This is a genomic window from Methylotuvimicrobium sp. KM1, assembly GCF_044788715.1.
Classification (GTDB): Bacteria; Pseudomonadota; Gammaproteobacteria; order Methylococcales; family Methylomonadaceae; genus Methylotuvimicrobium.
In genome coordinates, this window is the sequence record NZ_CP173170.1 from 1,515,525 (window position 1) to 1,537,367 (window position 21,843).

Annotated in this window: 15 protein-coding genes; 13 read left to right on the forward strand and 2 right to left on the reverse strand. The window is 47.4% G+C overall.

The window, feature by feature from the left end; all coding sequences use genetic code 11:
- The first annotated feature begins 17 nt into the window (after positions 1–17).
- The 4 genes from ACINK7_RS06470 to ACINK7_RS06485 all read left to right on the forward strand — a co-directional run bounded on the left by ACINK7_RS06470 (position 18) and on the right by ACINK7_RS06485 (position 2,356).
- Complete coding sequence (locus ACINK7_RS06470; RefSeq protein WP_404360491.1) at positions 18–314, forward strand: hypothetical protein; 297 nt, start codon at positions 18–20, stop codon at positions 312–314.
- Positions 311–1,102 (forward strand): energy transducer TonB, encoded by a 792-nt coding sequence (locus tag ACINK7_RS06475; RefSeq protein WP_404360492.1) that lies wholly within the window; start codon positions 311–313, stop codon positions 1,100–1,102. Before ACINK7_RS06470 ends, ACINK7_RS06475 begins: the two co-directional genes overlap by 4 nt.
- 144 nt (positions 1,103–1,246) lie before the next feature.
- Positions 1,247–1,942, forward strand: a complete 696-nt coding sequence (locus ACINK7_RS06480) for a MotA/TolQ/ExbB proton channel family protein (RefSeq protein WP_404360493.1) — start codon at positions 1,247–1,249, stop codon at positions 1,940–1,942.
- Positions 1,943–1,945: 3 nt separating this feature from the next.
- On the forward strand, positions 1,946–2,356 hold the full coding sequence (locus tag ACINK7_RS06485; RefSeq protein ID WP_404360494.1) for an ExbD/TolR family protein: 411 nt from the start codon (positions 1,946–1,948) through the stop codon (positions 2,354–2,356).
- Positions 2,357–2,703: 347 nt separating this feature from the next.
- Here ACINK7_RS06485 and ACINK7_RS06490 read toward each other — a convergent pair whose 3' ends face one another.
- Together ACINK7_RS06490 and ACINK7_RS06495 are read right to left on the reverse strand one after the other, a co-directional pair.
- Positions 2,704–2,913, reverse strand: coding sequence for a transposase (locus ACINK7_RS06490; protein ID WP_404360495.1), 210 nt, complete (start codon positions 2,911–2,913; stop codon positions 2,704–2,706).
- Positions 2,819–3,682 (reverse strand): IS630 family transposase, encoded by an 864-nt coding sequence (locus ACINK7_RS06495; RefSeq protein ID WP_404360496.1) that lies wholly within the window; start codon positions 3,680–3,682, stop codon positions 2,819–2,821. The genes ACINK7_RS06490 and ACINK7_RS06495 overlap by 95 nt, the downstream gene beginning before the upstream one ends.
- A gap of 347 nt (positions 3,683–4,029) precedes the next feature.
- Here ACINK7_RS06495 and mobH point away from each other — a divergent pair, with 347 nt between their 5' ends.
- From mobH to ACINK7_RS06540, 9 genes are all read left to right on the forward strand, one after another.
- On the forward strand, positions 4,030–5,904 hold the full coding sequence (gene mobH / locus ACINK7_RS06500) for a MobH family relaxase (protein WP_404360497.1): 1,875 nt from the start codon (positions 4,030–4,032) through the stop codon (positions 5,902–5,904).
- Between the two features lie 419 nt (positions 5,905–6,323).
- The gene (locus ACINK7_RS06505) at positions 6,324–7,817 is read left to right on the forward strand and encodes a sigma-54 interaction domain-containing protein (RefSeq protein WP_404360498.1); all 1,494 of its coding nucleotides are present in this window, start codon (positions 6,324–6,326) and stop codon (positions 7,815–7,817) included.
- Positions 7,818–7,866: 49 nt separating this feature from the next.
- Complete coding sequence (locus ACINK7_RS06510) at positions 7,867–11,238, forward strand: DEAD/DEAH box helicase family protein (RefSeq protein WP_404360499.1); 3,372 nt, start codon at positions 7,867–7,869, stop codon at positions 11,236–11,238.
- Between the two features lie 300 nt (positions 11,239–11,538).
- Complete coding sequence (locus ACINK7_RS06515) at positions 11,539–13,143, forward strand: N-6 DNA methylase (RefSeq protein ID WP_404360500.1); 1,605 nt, start codon at positions 11,539–11,541, stop codon at positions 13,141–13,143.
- Positions 13,140–14,198: a YhcG family protein gene (locus ACINK7_RS06520; RefSeq protein ID WP_404360501.1), complete on the forward strand. Its 1,059-nt coding sequence runs from the start codon at positions 13,140–13,142 to the stop codon at positions 14,196–14,198. Before ACINK7_RS06515 ends, ACINK7_RS06520 begins: the two co-directional genes overlap by 4 nt.
- Before the next feature lie 60 nt (positions 14,199–14,258).
- The gene (locus ACINK7_RS06525; protein WP_404361420.1) at positions 14,259–15,461 is read left to right on the forward strand and encodes a restriction endonuclease subunit S; all 1,203 of its coding nucleotides are present in this window, start codon (positions 14,259–14,261) and stop codon (positions 15,459–15,461) included.
- Positions 15,461–16,927, forward strand: a complete 1,467-nt coding sequence (locus tag ACINK7_RS06530) for an ATP-binding protein (protein WP_404360503.1) — start codon at positions 15,461–15,463, stop codon at positions 16,925–16,927. Before ACINK7_RS06525 ends, ACINK7_RS06530 begins: the two co-directional genes overlap by 1 nt.
- Before the next feature lie 222 nt (positions 16,928–17,149).
- Positions 17,150–18,472, forward strand: coding sequence for a hypothetical protein (locus ACINK7_RS06535; protein ID WP_404360504.1), 1,323 nt, complete (start codon positions 17,150–17,152; stop codon positions 18,470–18,472).
- Between the two features lie 49 nt (positions 18,473–18,521).
- Positions 18,522–21,833 (forward strand): STY4851/ECs_5259 family protein, encoded by a 3,312-nt coding sequence (locus ACINK7_RS06540; RefSeq protein ID WP_404360505.1) that lies wholly within the window; start codon positions 18,522–18,524, stop codon positions 21,831–21,833.
- The last annotated feature ends 10 nt before the right edge of the window (positions 21,834–21,843 follow it).

A 21,843-nucleotide genomic window follows, 5' to 3' on the forward strand; every position in this document is an offset into this window, starting at 1 on the left:
AATGAGGAGCCAGTTCCATGCATAGCCCATCCGAAACAGAACAATCCGAAACCGAACCGGTTCAATGCGCGGAAACTTCATTCCCGTCGGCGCGCTATTTTCAAATTCATTTTGAGTTTCTGCATCAGCAGTTTCAACAGACATTGGGAATGCTGGAATCTTTACAAACGCGAATGCAGCAGCTTGAGCAGCAAATGGCGAACGGTAAAGCCAGGCAAGAAAGCTTTACAGTCTCATTGCAAAGACTCGACGACCATCGAGATGCGTTATCGCGATCGCCGCGGATGTCGGAAAAATGGGTCGGACGGCGATGAATAGCAAACTGTTCAATTGGTATAGACCCGGGCGAGGAAACCGGCATTTTTTTTTGGCGGATTCCGCGGCGAATGGCCGGGACGATTTTTCACCCAAGCTCATACAAATCCCGGCAAAATCCCGCCACAGGCCTATCGCCGTGGCGCTGGTCACGCTAGTCGTAACGTTGTTGCATGGGTATCTGTTGTTCTGGTATGCAACAAGACCCGCGCCTTTGCCGTTTTCCGCGGCAGCGCCGCTGCCGATGATCTCGATGGAATTATCGGCACCGCCGGCACCTGTTGCGAATCAAGACTTGGCGCCGCCCAAGCCGGATCCTCCGAAGAAAGTTACCCAGCCCAAGCCTGACAAGCCGAAGGTTAAACCTAAACCCAAGTTACGCCCCGCTGAAACGGCTGTGAAACAAGTCGAGGTCCAAAAAGAAGAACAGGACAGTGTGCAGCCTGCCGCCGCGGCACTTCAAACCCAACAACACGACGCCATGGCCGCGCCAAGGAACGACATCTTTGTGCCTGCCGACAGTAATGCCGCTTATCTGAATAACCCCAAGCCGGTTTATCCCATGTTTGCCCGGCGCCGGGGGTGGGAAGGCACCGTCGTGTTGCGCGTCTATGTCGGTGCCGATGGTCATACGCAACGGGTGACTATTCAACGCTCCAGCGGCCATGACGTACTCGACGAATCGGCCCTGGATGCCGTCAAGGAATGGCGGTTTGTGCCGGCTAAACGCGGAGAAATCGCCGAGGCCAGTTGGGTCAATATCCCTATCGTATTTCAATTGAAATAGCTTCCTTGTAATGCCGGGCTGCCTACCTTGTCTGGATGCTAATGGATGCCGGCCTGACCGGATCATGAGGATCCGGCAGGATTACAAGGAGCGGCAAGACATAATTATGATTGACAAAAACTACAAACTATTCAGGAGCAAATCATGAACTTTTCCGAAACCGCCATCGTCGACGGCACGTTATACACGCTGGGCTTTTTTTCATTGCTGACTTGGAGCGTGATCTTGCTAAAGGCCGGCGAAATCGGCTGGCATCGCTATCGCAATCAACGATTGATCAAAAGACTGAGAGGCGAGATGTCGCCGAAATCGGTGTCTTCGCTGGTGGAGCAGCGGCGGCGTAAGCTTCGGTTTATCCAAGCCGGGAGGGTATTGGCGGTCGGCCATCAAACCTATGTTCGGGCTCAGAGCCAACCCCGCTATGAAAAAGCCGACCATGCCGCCTGGCATGAGCTGATCGAACGGACGTTGCGCCAACAGTTACAAAAGGAAAAGGCTTTGCTGGACTCAGGATTGGGCTGGTTGGCCAGCATCGGCAGCACTGCGCCGTTTATCGGTCTATTCGGTACGGTGTGGGGCATCATGCATGCCTTAAAAGATATCGGAGTTCAAGGTTCGGCCAGTCTTGAGGTCGTTGCAGGACCGATCGGCGAAGCCTTGATTGCTACGGCTTTGGGAATAGCCGTGGCCATTCCGGCAGTGATTGGCTACAACTTTTTTCTACGCCGGAACCGTCAGCTGCTAGCCGGTTTGGAACATATCGCCACCGACTTCATGCGCAGTTGTATCGAGACCGATTTAGTTGCCACCCAATCCCAACGCCAAACTCAGGAGATCTAAGCCATGGCCATGCAATTTCCCAGCGAAGAAGATGGCGGAGAAATGAGTGAAATCAATGTCACGCCTTTGGTGGATGTGATGCTGGTACTGTTGGTAGTGTTTATCGTCACCGCACCGTTATTAACCCAAGTCGTCAAAGTCAAGCTACCCAAAACCGAACAGACCGAACCGGCACCGGATAAGCATGTCGCCATTCTGGCCGTTACCGCCGGCGGCGAAGTGCAACTGGATGACAAAACTATCCCGCTACCGAATCTGGAAGGCGAACTGAAAGCCTTGCAAGAACGTGATCCTGAAATCAGCATTCAGCTGCAAGCCGATCGGGCCGCGTTGTTCGAATCGGTTGCCAAGGTGATGGCCAGCGCGCAACGCTCCGGTATCGATAAGTTGTCGTTTGTTACGGTAGCGCAATAGCTTAGGTAAGTATGTCTCTTTGCTGGATTCTTAGCGGGGCGTCGTAATCTTACAGCTTAAGCTTTTTAACTGCCTCTTCAGCGCTTTCATACCGGTCGCGCAAGGCCAGCAGCAACAAATCCCAGGTCCGCTCGACGCGCTTTGCGCTTTGTACAGCCCATAACTATACCTATCGCACATAATTTCGGCAGTTACGCGCAGCCGATGAGCTGAAGACTATCGGTCAATAGCGAACGCAAAGTCTCTCGATAACGATCCGTCGAGGCGGAGAATTGGTCGCAGGCCGCTTTGAATGAATCGAAGGTCTCATAATATCGGCCGTAGAGCACTTTCTTCTTGAAGAACTTTCAATATCGCTCGATCAAATTAAGATTCGGCGCATAAGGAGACAGGAATTCCAGTTGATTCTTGGAATTCTCTAAATACTCGGTCACGAGTCGAGACCGGTAATAACGAGCATTGTCACAAATCAATGTCAATCTTACCGGCATGAGGGTGTTGCGCTTCGATTTGCTGAAACAAGGCAATCGTGGATTGCGCGTTGATGGTGTCGTCATAGCGCACAATGGCGTGCTGCTTCACACAATCGATTACGCCATTGATGTTGAGACGGCGTCGACCGGTGTTGCTGCGAATCTCGCGGTCTTGACCGCGTTTGATCCAGCCATAGCCGGCAATTGGGTTGTGCTGAGGATGGACGGCGTCCATGAAGTAAATCGTATCCTCGGGCGCTTTGGTCGCCTTGAGTTCGTGATAGAGCTTGATGAATTCGCGCTGTTTTTCGGCATTGGTTTTGCCAGGTACCAGTTTCGGTTTTTTATAGACATAGCCCATACGCTTGAGCAATTGCGTAATTCCGCTTTCGCTGTAAGAAACGCCCCACGTCTGTTTCACATAGCGGGCGATTTCTTTGGCCGTCAAATAAAGGTGCTCTTTTAAATGCCGATCTAAAGCGCGTTGTTGTTCTTCTTCGTTGAGGAGCGCCTGACTGCCGCCGGCCTCATTCTGCCGAAGCGCTTCGATACCGCCTTTGCGATATCGCTTAAAGTGATTCCGTACAGTTTCCCGATCAATCAACAGCGCTTCGGCAACTTTAGACGTCGTCCAACCTTTTCCTAACAGGTAGACGGTTTTGATCCTCAGCGAATCAATGGGCCTGATTGGTGAGCAAAGAATATTTAGAGTCCGACGAATGCGCAAAAAATCGTCGTTACAAGAATCGGGAGCAGGCGATATCGGCGTCCAGAGCATGCATCTGGATTCTTTATTTGCCGAGGCAAGCAAAATCAATACCCGACAGTTGCGCCAAACGAGCAAAGATATCATTATTGCAGGGTATTCGATTGCTATTTTCAGGCCTCTAAACCTAACGCTTACTTCAGTCGCACCAGAAAATAGTATCCATCATAAATTCTTATGAAATAAGGATCACCAGAATCTTGAACGACACGACGGTGCTAAAACTTGTATCGCTTTTTCCAAAGGTTTGTTTCTCCAAAGCTATTCGGCGATGGTTCGTTGGTACGGGAGTGGGGCAGGTTTGACTCATTCAGAACTGTGCGCAAAAATGGGTTTGACACGGAGTCGAAAGCCATCGATATCGCACCACTATCTCGCTCCGGATGGGGCATTGCGATAATACCGCGAGAAAGTGTTAGGAGATGAGTAAGCCCATGTTGCATTTTAAGTGGTTAAAAAAAGACCGGAATAAATCCGAAGCAATCACGCCGGCTCCGCCAAATGTTCGCGGTATTCTGACCGTTCGGAAAGTAGACGATCTGTTGGCTCGCCACAAGGGCATGATTGTACAAATCAATGAATTGGCCGGTTTGTCGGAACGTAATTTCAACCGCTATTATCTTCATGCGCTGCGCAATTTCGCGCGATTCGTACAACTGCTGCCGGCCTCGGAAGTGCATCATCATGCCGGCCCTGGAGGCATGCTGGCCCATACCCTGGAAGTCTGTGTCAATGCGTTGAAGCTACGACGCTCGTATCTTTTATCGGAAACCGGCGGTGCCGAAGAAATAGCGGCCAAACAAGACTTATGGACCTACGCCGTTTTCCTGGCTGCGCTCTGTCATGACTTGGCCAAGGTCGCCGTCGACCAAACCGTAACCGTTTACGACCTTGATCATCAAGCAAAGTCATGGTCGCCTTGGGACTCGTTTTTGGACGAGCAGGGCGCCTGGTACAGCACTGCATTCCTGCATGGCCGGCAATACCGCTTACACGAAAAAGCGTCATTATTATTAATCCATCGGATTATTCCTGGCTACGCATTAAATTGGATCTCAGGAGATCGATACATATTTGCTCAATGGTTAGCGTGCGTATCGGGCGACCTCGACAATGCGTCATCCATCGGGGAGATTGTCGGGATCGCCGATGGCAAATCGGTGGCCACCAACTTAGGGGCAGACGCCAGCCGGATGCCGATGGTCAAGACTAAACCGTTGCATGAAAAAATGCTGACGGCTTTACGCTATTTATTGAACGCAGGAGAGCTGCCGTTAAACAGAAACGGAGCCGCCGGATGGATTAGCGGAGATGACTGTTGGTTGGTGAGTAAGCGAACCGTGGATGCGATCAGAGATCAATTAACCCAAGAAGGACATACCGGCATACCCACGAAAAACGGCCGACTGTTCGACATTCTTCAGGAGCATGGCGTATTGATCCCGTGCGGCGATAAAGCCATCTGGCCGGTCGTTGTCCAAGGGGAAGGGTGGCGTAATGAATTGACGATGATCCGGATAGCAGTGGCGAAAATTTGGAGTAATCCTGAAAATCGACCGAAGGCATTCGAGGGACGCATCATTCCGGTCGAAATGGAGGCATCAACGAAGTTAGACGCCTCGGCGGGCAACGAAAAAAGTCGGCCACGTCATGAAATAATGCAAATGAAGACCGGTTCGGATCAAGCACTATTCGAAGAATCACAGCATAATCAGGTAATCGACACGAATTTGACCACGGAGCCAGAAGAGGAGTCATCGGTCTCAATTCGGCAACGACCTCAGCACGAATTCGATTTATTGAATTTCTTACCCTCAGACGAGAGTGCCCTCGATGAAAGTCAACCGGCAAATCCCGATCCGGATACCATCACAACAGAACCGAAAAACCATCTTAATGCACAATCGGAATCGGCTGTACCGGTCAATGATGAAACGGACGATCCAGCCGAAACGTTTTTTGCGTGGCTACGCAACGGCATACAAAGCGGCGAAATAAAAACCAATCGGCCCAAAGCGCGGGTGCATGTGGTCAACGAAGGCGTCGCGCTAATGACGCCCGGTATATTCCAAGATTATGCTTCGGCACAAACCAACGGCAACACAGACTGGGCGTCCATCCAGAAAAAAGTATTGAAGAAAAATTGGCATGTGCGCGATGCCCAAAGCTTGAATGTGATCAAATACCGAGTCGAAGGCGGCAACAAATCGGCCGCGATCAATGTGATACTTTTTCATGAGGTGTCGCTGGTATTCGGAGGAAAAGAGCTGCCAACGGCTAATCCGCATTTGACTAAGATTCATTCTTGATAACAGGGTCATCGGGGGCTGTCGACCCTGAAGGGATATTAAGCCATAGGATAGACGGCTGTCAGCTTCTTCCCTTAATTTTTCCTAATTTAACGGCATTACTTTTAGTCGCTTGTGCTAATTAATTTTTGTTAAAAAACTAAGGCCTTTCCGCATCCCTTAGCCAATCCTGCAAACCAGTAAGCCCGGTCACTAAAAGCATCTTGCAATGCGATAACACGATTAAGTAATGCGCCTATCTGTTTCTTCTGGATCCTCAGTCTTCCGAAATAAGTTAGCCAGCAGCTGGGAACATCTTCAACCATTTCGGTGAAAATGCCTCAACAGGATAGCATTCAAGTAACGATTACAGGATTGACAGTACTTCATTTTCGCGGATACTAAACATAAATTATTTTATTAAATTGATAAAATTATCAATGAAAAATAGATTGCTTTTTTCTTGGATTGGCAACACGGATATTCGTGAGGCATCGAATCCGGAGCGTTCAGGACCGTTAGAAAGTATCTTGGAGGCTTCGCGTTATGATGTCCTATACCTGATATACGATAAACCTGAAACTGAGGTTACTTCGTTTCTCCGCCATATTGAGGAGCGATTCGACGTAACCATTATAAAAAATCCGGTTTCATTATCCGATCCAACGCATTTTGGAGATATTTATCGCGTCTTTGATTCGATGCTGGATAAAGCCCAAAGCGCTTATCCAAACGCCGAGCATACAATCCAAATAACGTCGGGCACTCCGGCTATGACGGCTGTTTCGATACTATTGGGTAAAGCCAAGTACTCGACGAAGTTCGTGCAGTCCTCCATCGAACAAGGAGTCTCTGAGCCGGACTTGCCATTTGATATCGTTGCCGACTTTTTACCTGCATTAGCAAAAAGGACTGATGCGAAGTTTTCAAACTTGTTTTCAGGACAAGCGCCCAATACTGCGGCATTTGCCGACATATTGACGCAATCTGGCATAATGGAAACTTTGAAACAGAAAGCGGCGACTATTGCTCAACGAGACGTTCCGGTGTTGATTCATGGCGAAACCGGAACGGGAAAAGAGTTATTTGCCAAGGCAATTCACAATGCGAGTCGCCGGTCTGACATGCCATTATTGACATTAAATTGTGGTGCAATTCCAAAAGATCTAATAGATACGACGCTATTTGGCCATACTAAAGGTGCGTTTACTGGAGCGAATGTATCAAAGAAAGGATATTTTGAGCAGGCTGATGGCGGCACCTTATTCTTGGACGAGTTTGGCGAATTGCCGTTGGAATCACAGGTAAGACTTTTACGGGTACTTCAACAAGGAACGCTGACTCCGGTAGGTTCTACAACTGAGAAACGGGTCGATGTGCGCATTATTGCTGCCACTAACCGTAACCTGATTGACTGTATTGCCGAAGGCAAATTTCGAGAAGATTTATTTTATCGAGTGGCAGTAGGCATGATTACCCTTCCATCGCTTCGTGAGCGACAAGGTGATTTGCCTTTGCTTGCAAAAAAGTTATTGGAAAAAGTTAACCATGATGCCGCTAATGTTCCTGGTTATATTCATAAAAAATTTTCTGCTAACGCAATAAAATTTATAACGCACTACGGTTGGCCTGGTAATGTAAGAGAGCTTCAAGCGACCATACTCCGTGCATCTCTATGGCAACCGAGTGAGCTTCTGTCCGCGGACGATATTCGCGATGCATTGCTTGAAAGCCGCCCGAGTCAAGACCGAATATTAGGTAGGGATATATCTCAAGGTATTGATATAAGTGAAATTATAAAAGAAGTTAGCACGCATTACATCGAACGTGCACTCAATGAAAACCATGGCAATAAAAGTAAAGCGGCGGCCATGCTAGGTCTGAAAAATTATCAGACATTGAATAATTGGATCGAAAAATACGATGTAAAATAAACATTGGCACGGCTTTCGCTGTAAAGCCGGTATGGACAGAATAATCTTTATGAAATCTATCAATTTTGAATTTCTCAGGCCACAGCATCAGGTGCTGGCCAATTTAGGCGGATTGGCCGAGGCTGTGCTTCATATCGATCCAGGTAGTGCATTAACGCGTTTAAGAAACTTTGCGGAAGAACTCACCAAAACGATCTACAAGGAAGAGCGATTACCACGACTGCCGCAATCCAGCTTTTATGAGCTAATCAAGAATCCGGTGTTTAAAGATTGCGTCAGTCAATCGCTCATTCACCAGATCAATTTTCTACGGATTCAAGGCAACGACACCGCGCATGGCGCCAAAGGCGAAATTCGTAATGCGCAAATGGCTTTGGGTACGGCGCATCAGATTGCCATGTATATGGGGATCAAATACTACGGTAAAACGAAAGACGCCATCCCCGCCTTTCAGGACGTAAAAGATCCTACCTCTACCCTCAACCAGCTGCAAAAATCGGTTTCCAGTTACGAAAAGGAGCTGCAAAAACAGCAAGACGAACTGCAGCGCGTCATGGATGCGCTTGAGCGTGAGCGCACCAAAAACATCGATCGTTTGGAGCCGCCTGCCAAGCCGGATCAGCAAAAACGTAAACAACAAAGCCAGCAGGTGGCCGACAGTTTGCAATGGAACGAAGCCAAAACCCGAGCCTTACTGATCGACGCCATGTTATTGCAAGCCGGTTGGGACATTAAAAATCCACAGCAGATCGGGCAAGAATTTGAAGTACTCTATCCCGACAACCCATCAGGCAAGGGCTATGTGGATTACGTGCTTTGGGGCGATAACGGCCAGCCCTTGGCGTTGATCGAAGCGAAAAAATCCGGTCAAACCAACTTGCAAGCGGGGCGAGAACAAGCCCGTCTATACGCGGATGCCTTTGAATACATGGGTTACCAGCGACCGGTCATTTTCTACGGCAACGGTTACGAGACATTTATCTGGGATGATCATCAATATAACACCTACCGCCCGGTTTATGGCTTTTACAGCAAAGAAAGCCTGGACTACCTGATTTACCAGCGTCATTATCGCGCCGCCGAATTGGAAAAATTCAATCCCAAACTCAGCATTGCCGATCGCCCCTATCAGATCGAAGCAGTTAAAACGGTTGCCGCGCACTTCCAGAACCAACGCCGCAAAGCATTGATCATTCAGGCAACGGGAACCGGTAAAACCCGAGTGGCCATCGCCTTGGACGAACTCCTGTTGCGCACCGGTTGGGCCAAGCGCGTACTGTTCCTGTGCGATCGCAAAGAACTGCGGATACAGGCCGATGAGGCCTTTAAGCAAAACCTGCCCAGCGAACCCCGTTGCATCATCGGTGAAACCAACCGCATCGATCAAACGGCTCGCGTTTTTATTGCAACCTATCCGGGCATGATGAACCGATTTACTCAGCTCGATGTCGGCTTTTTCGATCTCATCATCGCCGATGAAAGCCATCGCAGTATCTATAACAAATACCGGGATCTGTTCGACTACTTTGACGCCTTACAAGTAGGGCTCACCGCCACGCCGGTTAAATTCATCAGCCGTAACACCTTCGAACTATTCGATTGCGAAACCACCGATCCCACCTTCGAATTTGGCCTCGATGCCGCGATCAATAACGAACCGCCTTATCTAGTACCGTTCCGGGCTAAGGATCTCACCACGGATTTCTTGCGCGACGGGATTCATTACAACGATCTAACAGAAGCGCAACAACGCCAGCTCGAAGAAGACCTAGGCGAGGAAGAAGCCAAAAACACTACCATCGCCGGCAAAGACATCGGCCGTAAAATTTTCAGCGAAGATACCGATCGTATCATTTTGGAAAATCTCATCAACAACGGCATTAAAGACGAAACCGGGTCTTTGGTCGGTAAGACCATTATTTTTGCCCAGCGCCAAGATCATGCCGAGCATCTGGAAAAGCTATTTTGCAAACTGTACCCGCAATACGGCAGCAAAGTATGTAAAGTGATTCATAACGCGATTCCGCATGTGGACAGCCTGATCAAAGAATTCAAAAAGCCCGACAATGATTTCCGCATCGCCATATCGGTCGATATGCTCGACACCGGTATCGATGTGCCCGAAGTGGTTAACCTGGTCTTTGCGAAGTCGGTCAAGTCTTGGGTGAAATTCTGGCAAATGATTGGCCGGGGTACCCGTTTGCGCCCCAATCTGTTCGGACCGGGCAAACACAAAACCGAGTTTTTAATCTTCGATCATTACGGCAATTTCGATTTTTTCGAACAAGAATACCAAGAGCCGGAAGACACGGGCGGCAAGTCGCTGTTGCAAACTACCTTCGAAGCGCGCTTGGCACTCGCCCAGGCGGCGCTCAAGCAAAATCATGCATCCGCTTTTGATACGGCCATTGAATTGTTGCGCGCGGACATCAATGACCTGCCCGACACCAGCATTGCAGTCAAACGAGAACTGCGCGTGGTGCATCAACTCCAGCAAACCGATTCGTTAAAAACGCTGGACGCAAAAACCCAACACCTATTGGCGAATACGATTGCGCCGTTGATGGCCGCCCGAGTATTACGCGACAAGCACGCCACCGCATTGGACAAGCTCATTGTAAATATTGAACGTTGCCTGGTTGAGCAAGCCAGTTGCTTTGATGACGGTCGCGATCAGTTATTGGCCGAACTCGACAAACTCGCAGTCAACATTCAAGCCGTTCGTCAAAAAGACGCGGTCATCGCCGAGGTACGCAGCGCCGAATTCTGGCAGCAACCCAGCATCGAAAAACTGGAAACCGCCCGTAAAGAATTGCGCGGCATCATGAAATACCGGCAATCGGGTAGCGGAGGCGCCTATGTCACACCAAACACTAAAACCGGTGATTCGGGAGTTGAGGAATTTGAACGCGAAGTAAGAATCGCCGGCGCCAACGAAGCGATGCTCTACCGTCGCCGCTTGAAAGGCATATTGGATGGCATGATCGCCGCAAACCCGACTTTGCAGAAAATACGCAAAGGCGAAGCCATCGCCGAGTCTGAATTGAAGTCACTGACATCGACCATACTCACCAGCCATCCGGGCGTTAGTCTGGAGATCCTTAATGAATTTTATGGGCGCACCGCAGACCAATTGCAGTTGACGGTGCGCGAATTGATCGGCCTCGATCCAGAAGCCATAGAAGACCACTTCAAAGGCTTTCTGCACGATCATCCCAGCCTCACGGCCCAGCAAGTACGATTCTTAAACTTGCTAAAAAACTACATTGCCCAGCACGGCTCCATCGTGGTGGAAAAACTTTACGAACCGCCTTTCGACAGCGTTTCGCACGAAGGTATCGACGGGGTATTCAAACCGGAGGATGCCGATGATCTGATTGCCGTACTGAAACCTTTCTTAAAGCAGGAGGCGCAAGCATGATGGGTAAGCACTCGATCCCAGAAAACCTTTATACTCGTTGTATGTAGCTCGTTCCCGAGCTCTGCTCTCGCCGTTATACACAAGTGCCAAAAACACTTATAAATCAATGCTGTTGCTAAACGACAACAGCATTGATTTCATTGGCTTATTAAGACTTATGTATAACGATGAGAGCTCTGCTTGGGAATGCCTACCGTCAAGCTCTGCTTGGAGAAATCTGACCTTTCCAATTCGGGAGACACTGTCTCTCGAATTAAGCCGGACACATAATTGCGTACTCACACGGATTAACAAAAACACATGCTAACAGGCCAACTAAGAAACGACATCGACAAACTTTGGGAAAAGTTCTGGACCGGGGGCATCACCAACCCCTTAACCGTAATCGAGCAAATCAGCTACCTGATGTTCGCCCGCATGCTGGACATGCAGGAAGATGTGGCCGAACGCAAAGCCGCGCGCACGGGCAAAAACTTCGACCGGCTATTCCCCAACACACCCGAAGGCCAACTTTTGCGTTGGAAGAACTTTAAGAACCTTAGCGGTACAGAGCTGCACAAACACCTTAAAAATAATGTTTATCCTAACTTTGCCAAACTAGGCCAAAAATCCGATGACGAAGAGGGATTGGGTAACGAAGGCGATGCACTGGAAGCATTGGGTCATATTGGCGAATACATGCAGGATGCCGACCTGGAAATTAAAAACGAGTCGGTCTTGGTATCCGCTATCGAAAGGGTCGACGAACTGCCGCTGATGCAAAGCGATGTTAAAGGCGATATCTACGAATACCTGCTCAGTAAACTGACCACTGCCGGTATTAACGGGCAGTTTCGCACGCCGCGTCATATTATCGATGCGATGGTCGAGCTGATCGATCCGCAGCCGAGCGAGGTGATCGGAGATCCGGCTTGCGGCACCGCCGGGTTTCTAGCGCGGACTATGGAATACTTAAACCGACAGCATTCCAGCGACGCAGGTACTTTCGAAGACGAAGACGGCAACAAGCATTATACCGGCGACTTGTTGGAGCCTTTTCGCGGCCACATCAACAAGCACATGTTCTGGGGCTTCGATTTCGACACCACCATGCTGCGCGTCTCCAGCATGAACATGGCGCTGCATGGCGTCAACGGTGCGAATATTTTGTATCAGGACTCTTTAAGCAAATCCGTTAAAGAGCATTATCCCAGACAGGAAGAAAATTTCTTTGATGTGGTGTTGGCGAACCCGCCATTCAAAGGCAGTCTGGACGAAACCAATACCAATCCTGATGTGTTAGGGCTGGTTAAAACCAAGAAAACCGAACTACTGTTCGTCGCCCATATTCTACGCGCGCTGAAACTCGGTGGCCGGGCCGCGGTGATTGTGCCCGATGGGGTTCTGTTTGGCTCCTCCAAAGCCCATCAGCAATTGCGCCAAGAGTTAATCGACAACAACCAGCTCGAAGGCATTGTCAGTTTGCCCAGCGGTGTGTTCAAACCCTATGCCGGAGTCAGCACCGCCATTCTGATATTCACCAAAGGCGGCGCCACCGAACGGGTTTGGTTCTACGACCTGCAAGCGGATGGTTATTCCTTAGATGATAAGCGCACACCACTGAAAGGCGAGGGGAGTAACGACCTGCCGGACGCCATTGCCCAGTGGAAAAAATATAGGGCGTTCGTTGAAACAAATGCGCCGGCAGCCGAAATTGAAAAAGCCTTTGGCGACAAAACGCAAAAGGCGTTTGTCGTCGATGCCAAAGTCATTGCCGACAACAAATATGATCTGTCCATCAATCGCTATAAGGAAACGGTGTATCAGGAAGAGGAATATGAAGAACCGAAAGTTATATTGAAACGCCTGATGGATTTGGAAACCGATATCATGCAAGACCTCAAGGACCTAGAGGGGATGTTATGAATAAAAATGATGCCATCACGCAAAGCAAAGACTACCAGCAATGGCTTGCCGAACTGAAACAAAGCTTTCGGCAACGTCAGCTAAAAGCTGCCGTTGCCGTCAACAGGGAATTGCTGGAGTTTTACTGGCAGCTGGGTGGTGAAATTCTTGACAAGCAACAAAACAGCCAGTGGGGACAAGGGTTTTTAACCCAATTAAGCCAAGACTTGATGAGGGAGTTTCCCGACGTCAAAGGTTTTTCCAAGCGTAATCTGGAACAGATTCGCAGGTGGTATCGCTTTTGGTCCGGTGATATCGAATTTGCGCAGCAGGCTGCTACGCAATTTTTACAAATCCCATGGTGGCATAATGTCATCATCGTCAGTAAAGCACAAAGCCGGGAAGAAGCCCTATTTTATGTACGCGAAACGCTGGAGTTTGGCTGGAGCCGTAATGTCTTAGTGCATCAGATAGACAGCGGATTATGGCAACGCAAGGGCAAAGCGATAAGCAATTTTTCCAAGACCTTACCCTCTACACAATCCGATCTCGCACAACAAAGTTTAAAAGACCCTTATGTTTTCGACTTTCTGGCGTTGACCGAAGACCACAACGAACATGAACTGGAAAAAGGCCTGGTAAAACACATGACCCAGTTTTTGCTGGAATTGGGCGCCGGTTTTGCGTATATGGGCCAGCAGGTGCCCATTGCCGTCGGTGATAAAGACTTCTATCTGGATCTTTTGTTCTACCACACGCAATTGCACTGTTATGTGGTGATCGAACTCAAGGCCACCGATTTTGCGCCGGAATACGCCGGCAAGCTCAACTTCTACATTAACGCCGTTGACGGCCAATTAAAAAGCGAAAGCGACCAACCCACCGTTGGCTTGTTACTCTGCCGCACTAAAGACAAACTGATTGCGGAATATGCCTTAAGGGGCATTAACACACCCATTGGCGTATCGGAATATCAACTGACCCAAGCATTGCCGGACGACCTGAAAGCCAGTCTGCCCAGTATTGAAATGATCGAGGCGGAATTGGCGAAGGAACTGGGAGAGGATGATGAATAACGCGTTGATTGGGTTTGGTGAGGTTTCGGTTGTGGTGTGGATGTTGGAGGGGGGGTTGTGATGCGTCGTGTTCAGCTTGAATCCGTGGCCACAGTAAATCCTAGGTTGCCTAAAGATATTGACCAAAGCCAAAACGTAAATTTCCTTCCAATGGCGGCTGTTTCGGAGGATGGTCAAATATTGGAAGAAGAAACCAGAGTATTGTCAGACACCAAAAAAGGGTTCACATATTTTGAGCGTGGAGATGTTCTATTAGCGAAAATTACACCTTGTTTCGAAAATGGGAAAGCGGCTTATATTGAGAAAATGAGTCATCAAGTTGGATTCGGATCTACAGAGTTTCATGTCATTCGACCTGATGCAGGTCTGCTTGATGGAAAGTATCTATTCTATCTTTTATGGAATCCAGCATTACGCTTCGTTGGAGAACGAAATATGACAGGTAGCGCAGGACAAAAGCGTGTGCCTGCTGATTTCTTAAAGCGATTAGAAATCCCCCTCCCACCGCTACCCGAACAAAAGCGCATCGCCGCCATCCTCGACAAAGCCGACGCCATCCGCCGCAAACGCCAGCAAGCCATCCAACTCGCCGACGAATTCCTGCGTTCCGTGTTTCTGGATATGTTTGGCGACCCAATATCGAACCCTAAAGGTTGGGAGGTTAAAAAGTTAAAGGATTTATCTTCACAAATTGGGAGTGGTTCTACGCCAAAAGGAGGAAAAGAAAATTACGTTGAGAAAGGAATAACTTTTTTCAGAAGTCAGAATGTCTGGAAAAGAAAATTAATCCTGGATGATGTCGTTTATATCGACGAAGCTACCCATCAAAAGTTGCGAAAAAGTAGCCTGAAAAATAGAGATATTTTGGTGACTAAAACTGGGCGCTTTAACACTGAAAATAGCAGTTTAGGGCGAGCCTCTATGTTCTTAGGTAAGGATGATAGTGCTAATGTTAACGGCCACGTATACTTTATAAGATTAACGGAAAAGATAATCAATGAGTTCGTTTTATACATCCTTACAACTGATGAATATCGTGACTATATTCGCAGTGTTTGCGTTGGCGGGATCGATAAGCGTCAGATTAACAAAGAGCATCTTGAAGAATTTCCAATTATTTTTCCTTCAATTGATGCTCAACAAAAATTCGCACGGTTAATGGGTGCAATCGAAAGGAAGAAAGATAAAGCGATTCAAAGTTTAAAAATCTCTGAAGATATCTTTAATTCACTAAGCCAAAAAGCCTTCTCAGGTGAACTCTAATGGCAGTTCAACTCAACCAAGAACAACTGGCCAGCTTGCTCCGAGAATTATGCAAACTTCCAAAAGAAACGGAATGGGTCGAGTTTAAGCTTAACAACGACGATCCTTCGATGATCGGGGAATATATTTCCGCGCTGGCTAATTCCGCCGCCTTACTGGGTAAACAATCGGCTTATATCGTGTGGGGCATTGCCGATGAAGATCATGCGCTTGTCGGAACCGACTTTAAGCCGTCTAAAGCACGCCATAAACAACAGGAGTTGGAAAATTGGTTATTACAGAAAATGAACCCCAAAATTCATTTTCAGTTTCTGGAGTTCGAGAGTGATGGCAAGCCGTTTGTTATTCTTGAAATTGCCGCAGCAAATCATACACCTGTTCAATTTGACGGCACTGAGTATATTCGTATTGGGTCGTACAAGAAAAAACTTAGGGATCACTCGGCAAAGGAACGTGAATTATGGCGTGCGTTTGATCGAATTCCGTTTGAACGACAGTTGGCGGCAGAAAACCAAAGCAGCGAGCAGGTTTTAAAGAAATTAGATTACCCCAGCTATTTCGATTTACTTGATCAACCTTTACCCGAAAATCGTACCGGTATATTAGAGGCTTTAGAAGCTGACCGCATGATTGTCAAAAGTGACAGTGGAGATTGGCATATTTCCAATTTAGGTGCGGTATTGCTTGCTAAGCAGTTGAACGATTTTCCTCATTTGTCGCGTAAAGCGGTTCGAGTCATCGTGTATAGAAGCAATAACCGGATTGAAACGATTCGCGAGATTAGTGGAAATAAAGGCTATGCTTCAGGCTTTGAAGGTTTAATCGGATTTATCAATAATCTTCTGCCCGAAAACGAGGTGATCGGGCAAGCATTGCGGAAATCGGTTCCGATGTTTCCTGAATTGGCGATTCGAGAATTGGTTGCTAACGCCATCATCCATCAGGATTTTACACTTTCAGGTACCGGGCCGATGATCGAGATTTTTTCCGATCGCATGGAAATTACCAATCCCGGAATTCCTCTGGTTGATACTCAACGCTTCCTTGATAGCCCGCCTCGTAGCCGTAACGAAGGCTTGGCGTCGTTTCTGCGTAGGATAGGAATTTGCGAAGAACGCGGCAGCGGTATCGACAAAGTTGTTTTCCAAACCGAAGTTTATCAGCTTCCGGCACCAGCCTTCGAAGTGACTTCGGAACATACTCGCGCAGTACTTTTCGGTCATAAAGCATTTAAAGACATGGATAAAGAAGACCGTATTCGGGCTTGTTACCTGCATTGTTGCCTTAAATACGTTAATCGAGAGCCCATGAACAATACCTCTCTGCGAGAGCGTTTGGGCTTTGCTGAAAAAAACAGCGCAATGATCAGCCGAATCATCAAACAAGCTTCGGACGTAGGAGTTATTCGCCCTTATGACCCGGATGCCGGAACCAAGGCAATGCGCTACATTCCGTTTTGGGCTTAGCATTTTGCTTGACTGATGCTTGACTGAGATGAATTCCTGCAACAGTCATTAGCTATAACTTTATGATAATCAATACAAATATAAAATATATTTGCTTGACCGTTGCTTGATCGGAATGGAAATAAGTATAGCTCTGTTGGGTTAAAGCCATCCGGCAATTTGCTTAAATCGCTATGTAAACAGGGCATTATTCGCTAATAGCAAAAACATAAGGGGAAAGTAGTGGGCGATAAATTGTTAATTCTTGGCGCAGGCGTCGATCGGACGACTGGTATCGATTTCCCGCTTGCCAATACGTTGTTGGCCGATGTGACCCGTTACCTTGATGGCCCAGGAAAAAGCGTTGATGAAGCATTGCGTGCAATGCTTCCGGGGTTGCGGTTCAGCTTTAACAATATGATTGCTAGAGCAGTGGACAAAATAGCCACCAGAGACACGCACGAGCAGAAAGCGATGGTGCAACGTGTTCAAGAAGTAATAAAAAACCTACCTCCTGGCAAAGAAAATGTCCATAAGCACGGCGAATTGATTATTCGGCTATTTAACAAGCTTGCCTCCATTGCAGAGCAAAGTTACCTGGATGACGAAACGGAAGCACTAATTCGGGAGGTGTTCCCAGTCGATGCAGACGACTTAATCGACAGTGATTCAATCCTTGATATTCATAAGTTGTCACTTTCCGATACTTTTAAAACTGTTCTAAAACGTACTCTGAAAATAGGGTTGAGTGGTGACCGCCACGAAGTGGCTGCTGCCTTGGGTGCGGATATGCTGAATATTGAGAACTTGTTGATAGAGAAGTTTCTTGGTTTTTATAACGATAAACCATCGGATATAAAAAATTACTTGTATATCTCATGGTCACTTTGGGCCTATCTGGTTGCGAAGCAAAAAGAAGTTATTTGTACTCATAGTGGAAAACTACTTCCTTTTTACGGGACGCTTCCTAAAGACCTCAGAGCTATCACTCTTAATTACACCGCATTCTTACAGCAACACCTCGGTGATTCGACGGTTTACTTCCACGGAGGGCTTGCAGACTATGTTCGTATGGATACCCGTGACTTGCTACCTATAGAAAACATTCTTGATTGTGATCCGGCAACATTTATCCGTGAAATTATTGCTCCAAATGTCGATGTGGTGTCAGAGGACCTTCGGCAACAGAAGCACGTTATTCCGGCCTTAGTGCCGCCACTCAAGCTAAAACCTATCCTGTCACATCGCTACATTGAACTTTGGGGTAAAGCTTCGGAATGGGTGAGGAATGCTCAGCATATAGTCGTTATCGGGTATTCCTTCAATAATGCTGATGAACATTTCAACGATATTCTTCGCAGTCATCCTAATAGTAAGATTGACATTGTGGTGCCTGAGGCCACTAGCGAATACTTCCTTTCTAGAATGGAAAAGATATTCGGTACGGCTGCCGCTCAGTATTCTAAAGTCACTGTCAATGGACATAATGCGTTACAAGCGAAGAAAGTTCGTCTCATTGGTGTAACAGCTGCCGAAGTCGATGTTATGAAGCTTTTTGGAGCTTGATGCATTTATCCAGTATGTCCACCTTTCTATTAAAAATAGGTTGAAATATATGGAAGTAAGTATTCAAAAAGTTAAAAATGATTCAGTCTTTACATTTTCTTCCTGGCTCACTGCCTTTTTAACGCGAAGGTCGTTGAAGCAGCCCGATCAGCGACCGCTGTATGAATATCACGTCAGTAATGAGGAGTACGTTGATTTAAAGCGTTTGCTGTCGGAGTGTGGCAATGTGGCTAATTTCACCTCCGATAAGACTGCGAATGCTTGTTTTACGTTGTTCTGTGCGGAGTGGTATCGGCGCGAATACCAGCGTGACTGCGGTTGGAGTTGGGAGTCGATTTGGTCGACTTTGGGCTTTTCTTTTTCTGCAGTTGAGTTGAGCCGGGTTGTACCTAATGGGCTAGAAGGGTTCTGGCACCGCCCCATACGGTATTATGAATCGGAAAGACGGAACTTCCTGGGTTCGCTATTTAGTGAAGGCGGATTGCCATTTCGTCTTCTTAAGCAATCCGATAGTCGTTTTCAAACGGTATTCGGAAAGATACTAAAACAATACGAAAATGCCGAGCTTTTGGGACAAACCACACGACAGCTTGTAACTGGCCTGATTGAACAAGCGGGCCTTCCGCAGGTTTTCATGGAGGACACGTCGGTAGATTTAATTGCGCAAATAGCAGATGAGTTGGTCGCTATTGTTCATTTATACGGGCTGGATACAAAAGATGAACCGGTAAATGAACTCGATGCCGCAAGTCCAAATTGGCGTGAACGTTTTCCGATTCCCCTTGATGAAGAAACCGGTAGTGAGTTTTTGAATGGTCTACTCCAATCAGCTTCAAAAGAAACGCGTACGCGACGAGGAACTGACAGGCAGTGGAATTGCACACACTTCTTTACCAACCAAAGCAGTGATGCTCTTCAATCAGAAATTAGCTTCCCAAAAGAAGTCACTTTTAACCTGGATGGTGATCCGCCTTCATGCCGCTTAGAACTTGCAATTTTTGAAGCAGAAGAACAGTTGGTCAGCTTAGGCGTGGGTTACGCAGTTTTAGAAGAGAAGAGAGCTAGAGTCCGTTTGAAACATAAGCTTGTTAGATGTAAGCGGCAGTCGCCAAGTGATGGCCTGACGCTCGCTGCGTTATACGGTGGCTCCAAACTGGCTGAAATACCCATTCAAAATACTGCCGTCGCAGTTGGCGAAGTGCCGCTTGGTTTTGAGTTTGTTGACGACCATTGGCAACTCTGTGGGCAAGCTAGCTTCAAAACCAAATGTGTCGACGTATTGCTTTTGTTACCCAATGGCTCGGAATTGAACGTTGATGACGGCGTTTACACCGACCGCGAACAATGCCTTGGTTGTCATACCGTCAATGTTCAAGGTACTTGTGTTGCCATGGTATTGGGCGAGGAACGGTTTCGAATTCGGATAGGGGATTCGGCCTCGGCAAATCTGGCTCTTGATTTGAAAGGTCATCTTTTGAAATGGCCGTGTGTGCCCAGCCTAACATTCTTAGGCGTGCCTACCGTCGAATGGGTCAATTCTGAACCGGATCTCGGTGCGAAAGGGGCGCATATCTATCTTTCCGGGCGTCCAATTGATACATGCTCTCTGCAACAGCAACTGGGGCGTCACTATTTGTCGGTTCGTAATAATGATAATGAAACGCTGCTTCGAAAACGTATTGGCTTGCTTCCGGCTGATTTTAAAATTGAGCTAAAAAGCGGCCAGCAGTCCAATCAAGGTAGTATTCATTTTTATTCAAAAATTACTTGCCTTTATCGATTGGAATCTTCTCAAGTTAAAGCACGGCGTGTGCGTCATGATGACCATACCGAATTGTCTCTCGAAGTAGAAGGGATTCCGCCAGCCCATGTGAAGGTACTGGTCACTCCAAATCTCGAAAGCGACCCGATCAGCATTGAACTGCCGTTTCCGGGTTCGGGTTATCTGGCGTTCGATAAAGATGAAAAGCCTTTGCCGAAATCATTGCCTGTTTCGGATCTTTTGGGAGCCCGTATTTATTTATTTGGACGTGCCGAGCAATCGGCAACAAACTATCGGATGGAATTAAGTTTAAAAGGAAATTCAGCCGCACATGCTTTCTATACGTGGCATGCAAAGGTTCGTGATAAACCGGTCGAAGTGAATCTATTTAACCTGAAAGACCAGGTAGAGAGCTTGCTTTCATTACAAACCGGTATTGACCAAGCTGTAGAGCTGTCGATCGATAGCAATATCGTTTGTCGAATTGGTCGGTATGCTGTCGGGATAGATTTCGGTCCCAGTCGTCGTACATTGATTTCATCGGCTAATAACAGGAAAGTACCCAAACCCATGCTAATGCTGTTGAGTGAGCCGGAGCGTCATCCCATCGAGTTACACTCTCGCATGAGCCAAGGCGTTGCTACAGGCGAGTTTGAATTGCCGGCGATTATTGATAGAGCAGGCCCTTGGTTGATCGTTCCTGCCAAAAGTTCATCAGTTACATTTCGGCCGGTATTTATACCCGGAAATTCAAATCCGTCTGAGCCTGTAAGTGAGATACGCAATTTGCAGAGAGCGGTTTTGACATTCGACCCGAAATCGCCTGTGAATGCATTTGAGCCGGTGCTCAATGCAATGGCATTGAATCCAGCGCATAGCAGTTGGCAATTTTTAAAGAATTTATACGACAATTACGGCTACTTACCTCTGTCCACTTTTGAAGTTTGGCGTGCCTTGGTAAGAATTCCTGCTGCTCTAGCAATGGCAATGTTTAAGTTTGAAATGTCCGTCGACTTTATATCTCGCATTGAAACGGAGTTTCCTTTTTTATGGGAGTTGTTTCCAATTGTAGAGATAAGAAACGCAGCGGAAAGATTAAAGCATGACTTATTGCAGAAAGGTGTTAGAGAGGAATTCGTGCCCGAGCTTATCAAGAAAATGTACGACTGTTTCAGCGAGGCAGTTTCATCATACAACGGCAATATTAAAAAGTGGCTAAATGATGGAAGCATTCCTCAAGAGACGCAAATGCCGAACGCCGTGATGCAACATGCCGTCTCCACTTGGTATCAAGAATTGATCCGAACTAGAAGAGATGATAGCTGGCCAGCGTTTGGTGGAACTCGTTTGAAACGCTGGAGCTTAACTCAAGAAGAAAGTCCTATCTCATTCGAGCCCGAGATGGACTATCGCAATGCAGTTGTGTATCTGCCTGTGTTTGCCGCAGCTGTAGCAGCAGGGAAAAGTAACTTTGACGATGTTTTTGCAAATTCAACAGATGCAGTCTTTTTTTTAAGACAAGTAAGAGATTTTGATAACCAGTGGTTTTCCGACATGTATCAGTATTCTCTGCTTCGCTATACCGCTAACAATAAATAAGGGACCGGGT

Bases quoted from the DNA above. Each gene is read 5' to 3' on its own strand.
- ACINK7_RS06485 (WP_404360494.1), top strand. From the start codon at position 1,946: ATGGCCATGCAATTTCCCAGCGAAGAAGATGGCGGAGAAATGAGTGAA.
- ACINK7_RS06470 (WP_404360491.1), top strand. From the start codon at position 18: ATGCATAGCCCATCCGAAACAGAACAATCCGAAACCGAACCGGTTCAA.
- ACINK7_RS06515 (WP_404360500.1), top strand. From the start codon at position 11,539: ATGCTAACAGGCCAACTAAGAAACGACATCGACAAACTTTGGGAAAAG.
- ACINK7_RS06540 (WP_404360505.1), top strand. From the start codon at position 18,522: ATGGAAGTAAGTATTCAAAAAGTTAAAAATGATTCAGTCTTTACATTT.
- ACINK7_RS06505 (WP_404360498.1), top strand. From the start codon at position 6,324: ATGAAAAATAGATTGCTTTTTTCTTGGATTGGCAACACGGATATTCGT.
- ACINK7_RS06480 (WP_404360493.1), top strand. From the start codon at position 1,247: ATGAACTTTTCCGAAACCGCCATCGTCGACGGCACGTTATACACGCTG.
- ACINK7_RS06510 (WP_404360499.1), top strand. From the start codon at position 7,867: ATGAAATCTATCAATTTTGAATTTCTCAGGCCACAGCATCAGGTGCTG.
- ACINK7_RS06495 (WP_404360496.1), bottom strand. From the start codon at position 3,682: ATGATATCTTTGCTCGTTTGGCGCAACTGTCGGGTATTGATTTTGCTT.
- ACINK7_RS06490 (WP_404360495.1), bottom strand. From the start codon at position 2,913: ATGACGACACCATCAACGCGCAATCCACGATTGCCTTGTTTCAGCAAA.
- ACINK7_RS06530 (WP_404360503.1), top strand. From the start codon at position 15,461: ATGGCAGTTCAACTCAACCAAGAACAACTGGCCAGCTTGCTCCGAGAA.
- mobH (WP_404360497.1), top strand. From the start codon at position 4,030: ATGTTGCATTTTAAGTGGTTAAAAAAAGACCGGAATAAATCCGAAGCA.
- ACINK7_RS06520 (WP_404360501.1), top strand. From the start codon at position 13,140: ATGAATAAAAATGATGCCATCACGCAAAGCAAAGACTACCAGCAATGG.
- ACINK7_RS06475 (WP_404360492.1), top strand. From the start codon at position 311: ATGAATAGCAAACTGTTCAATTGGTATAGACCCGGGCGAGGAAACCGG.
- ACINK7_RS06525 (WP_404361420.1), top strand. From the start codon at position 14,259: ATGCGTCGTGTTCAGCTTGAATCCGTGGCCACAGTAAATCCTAGGTTG.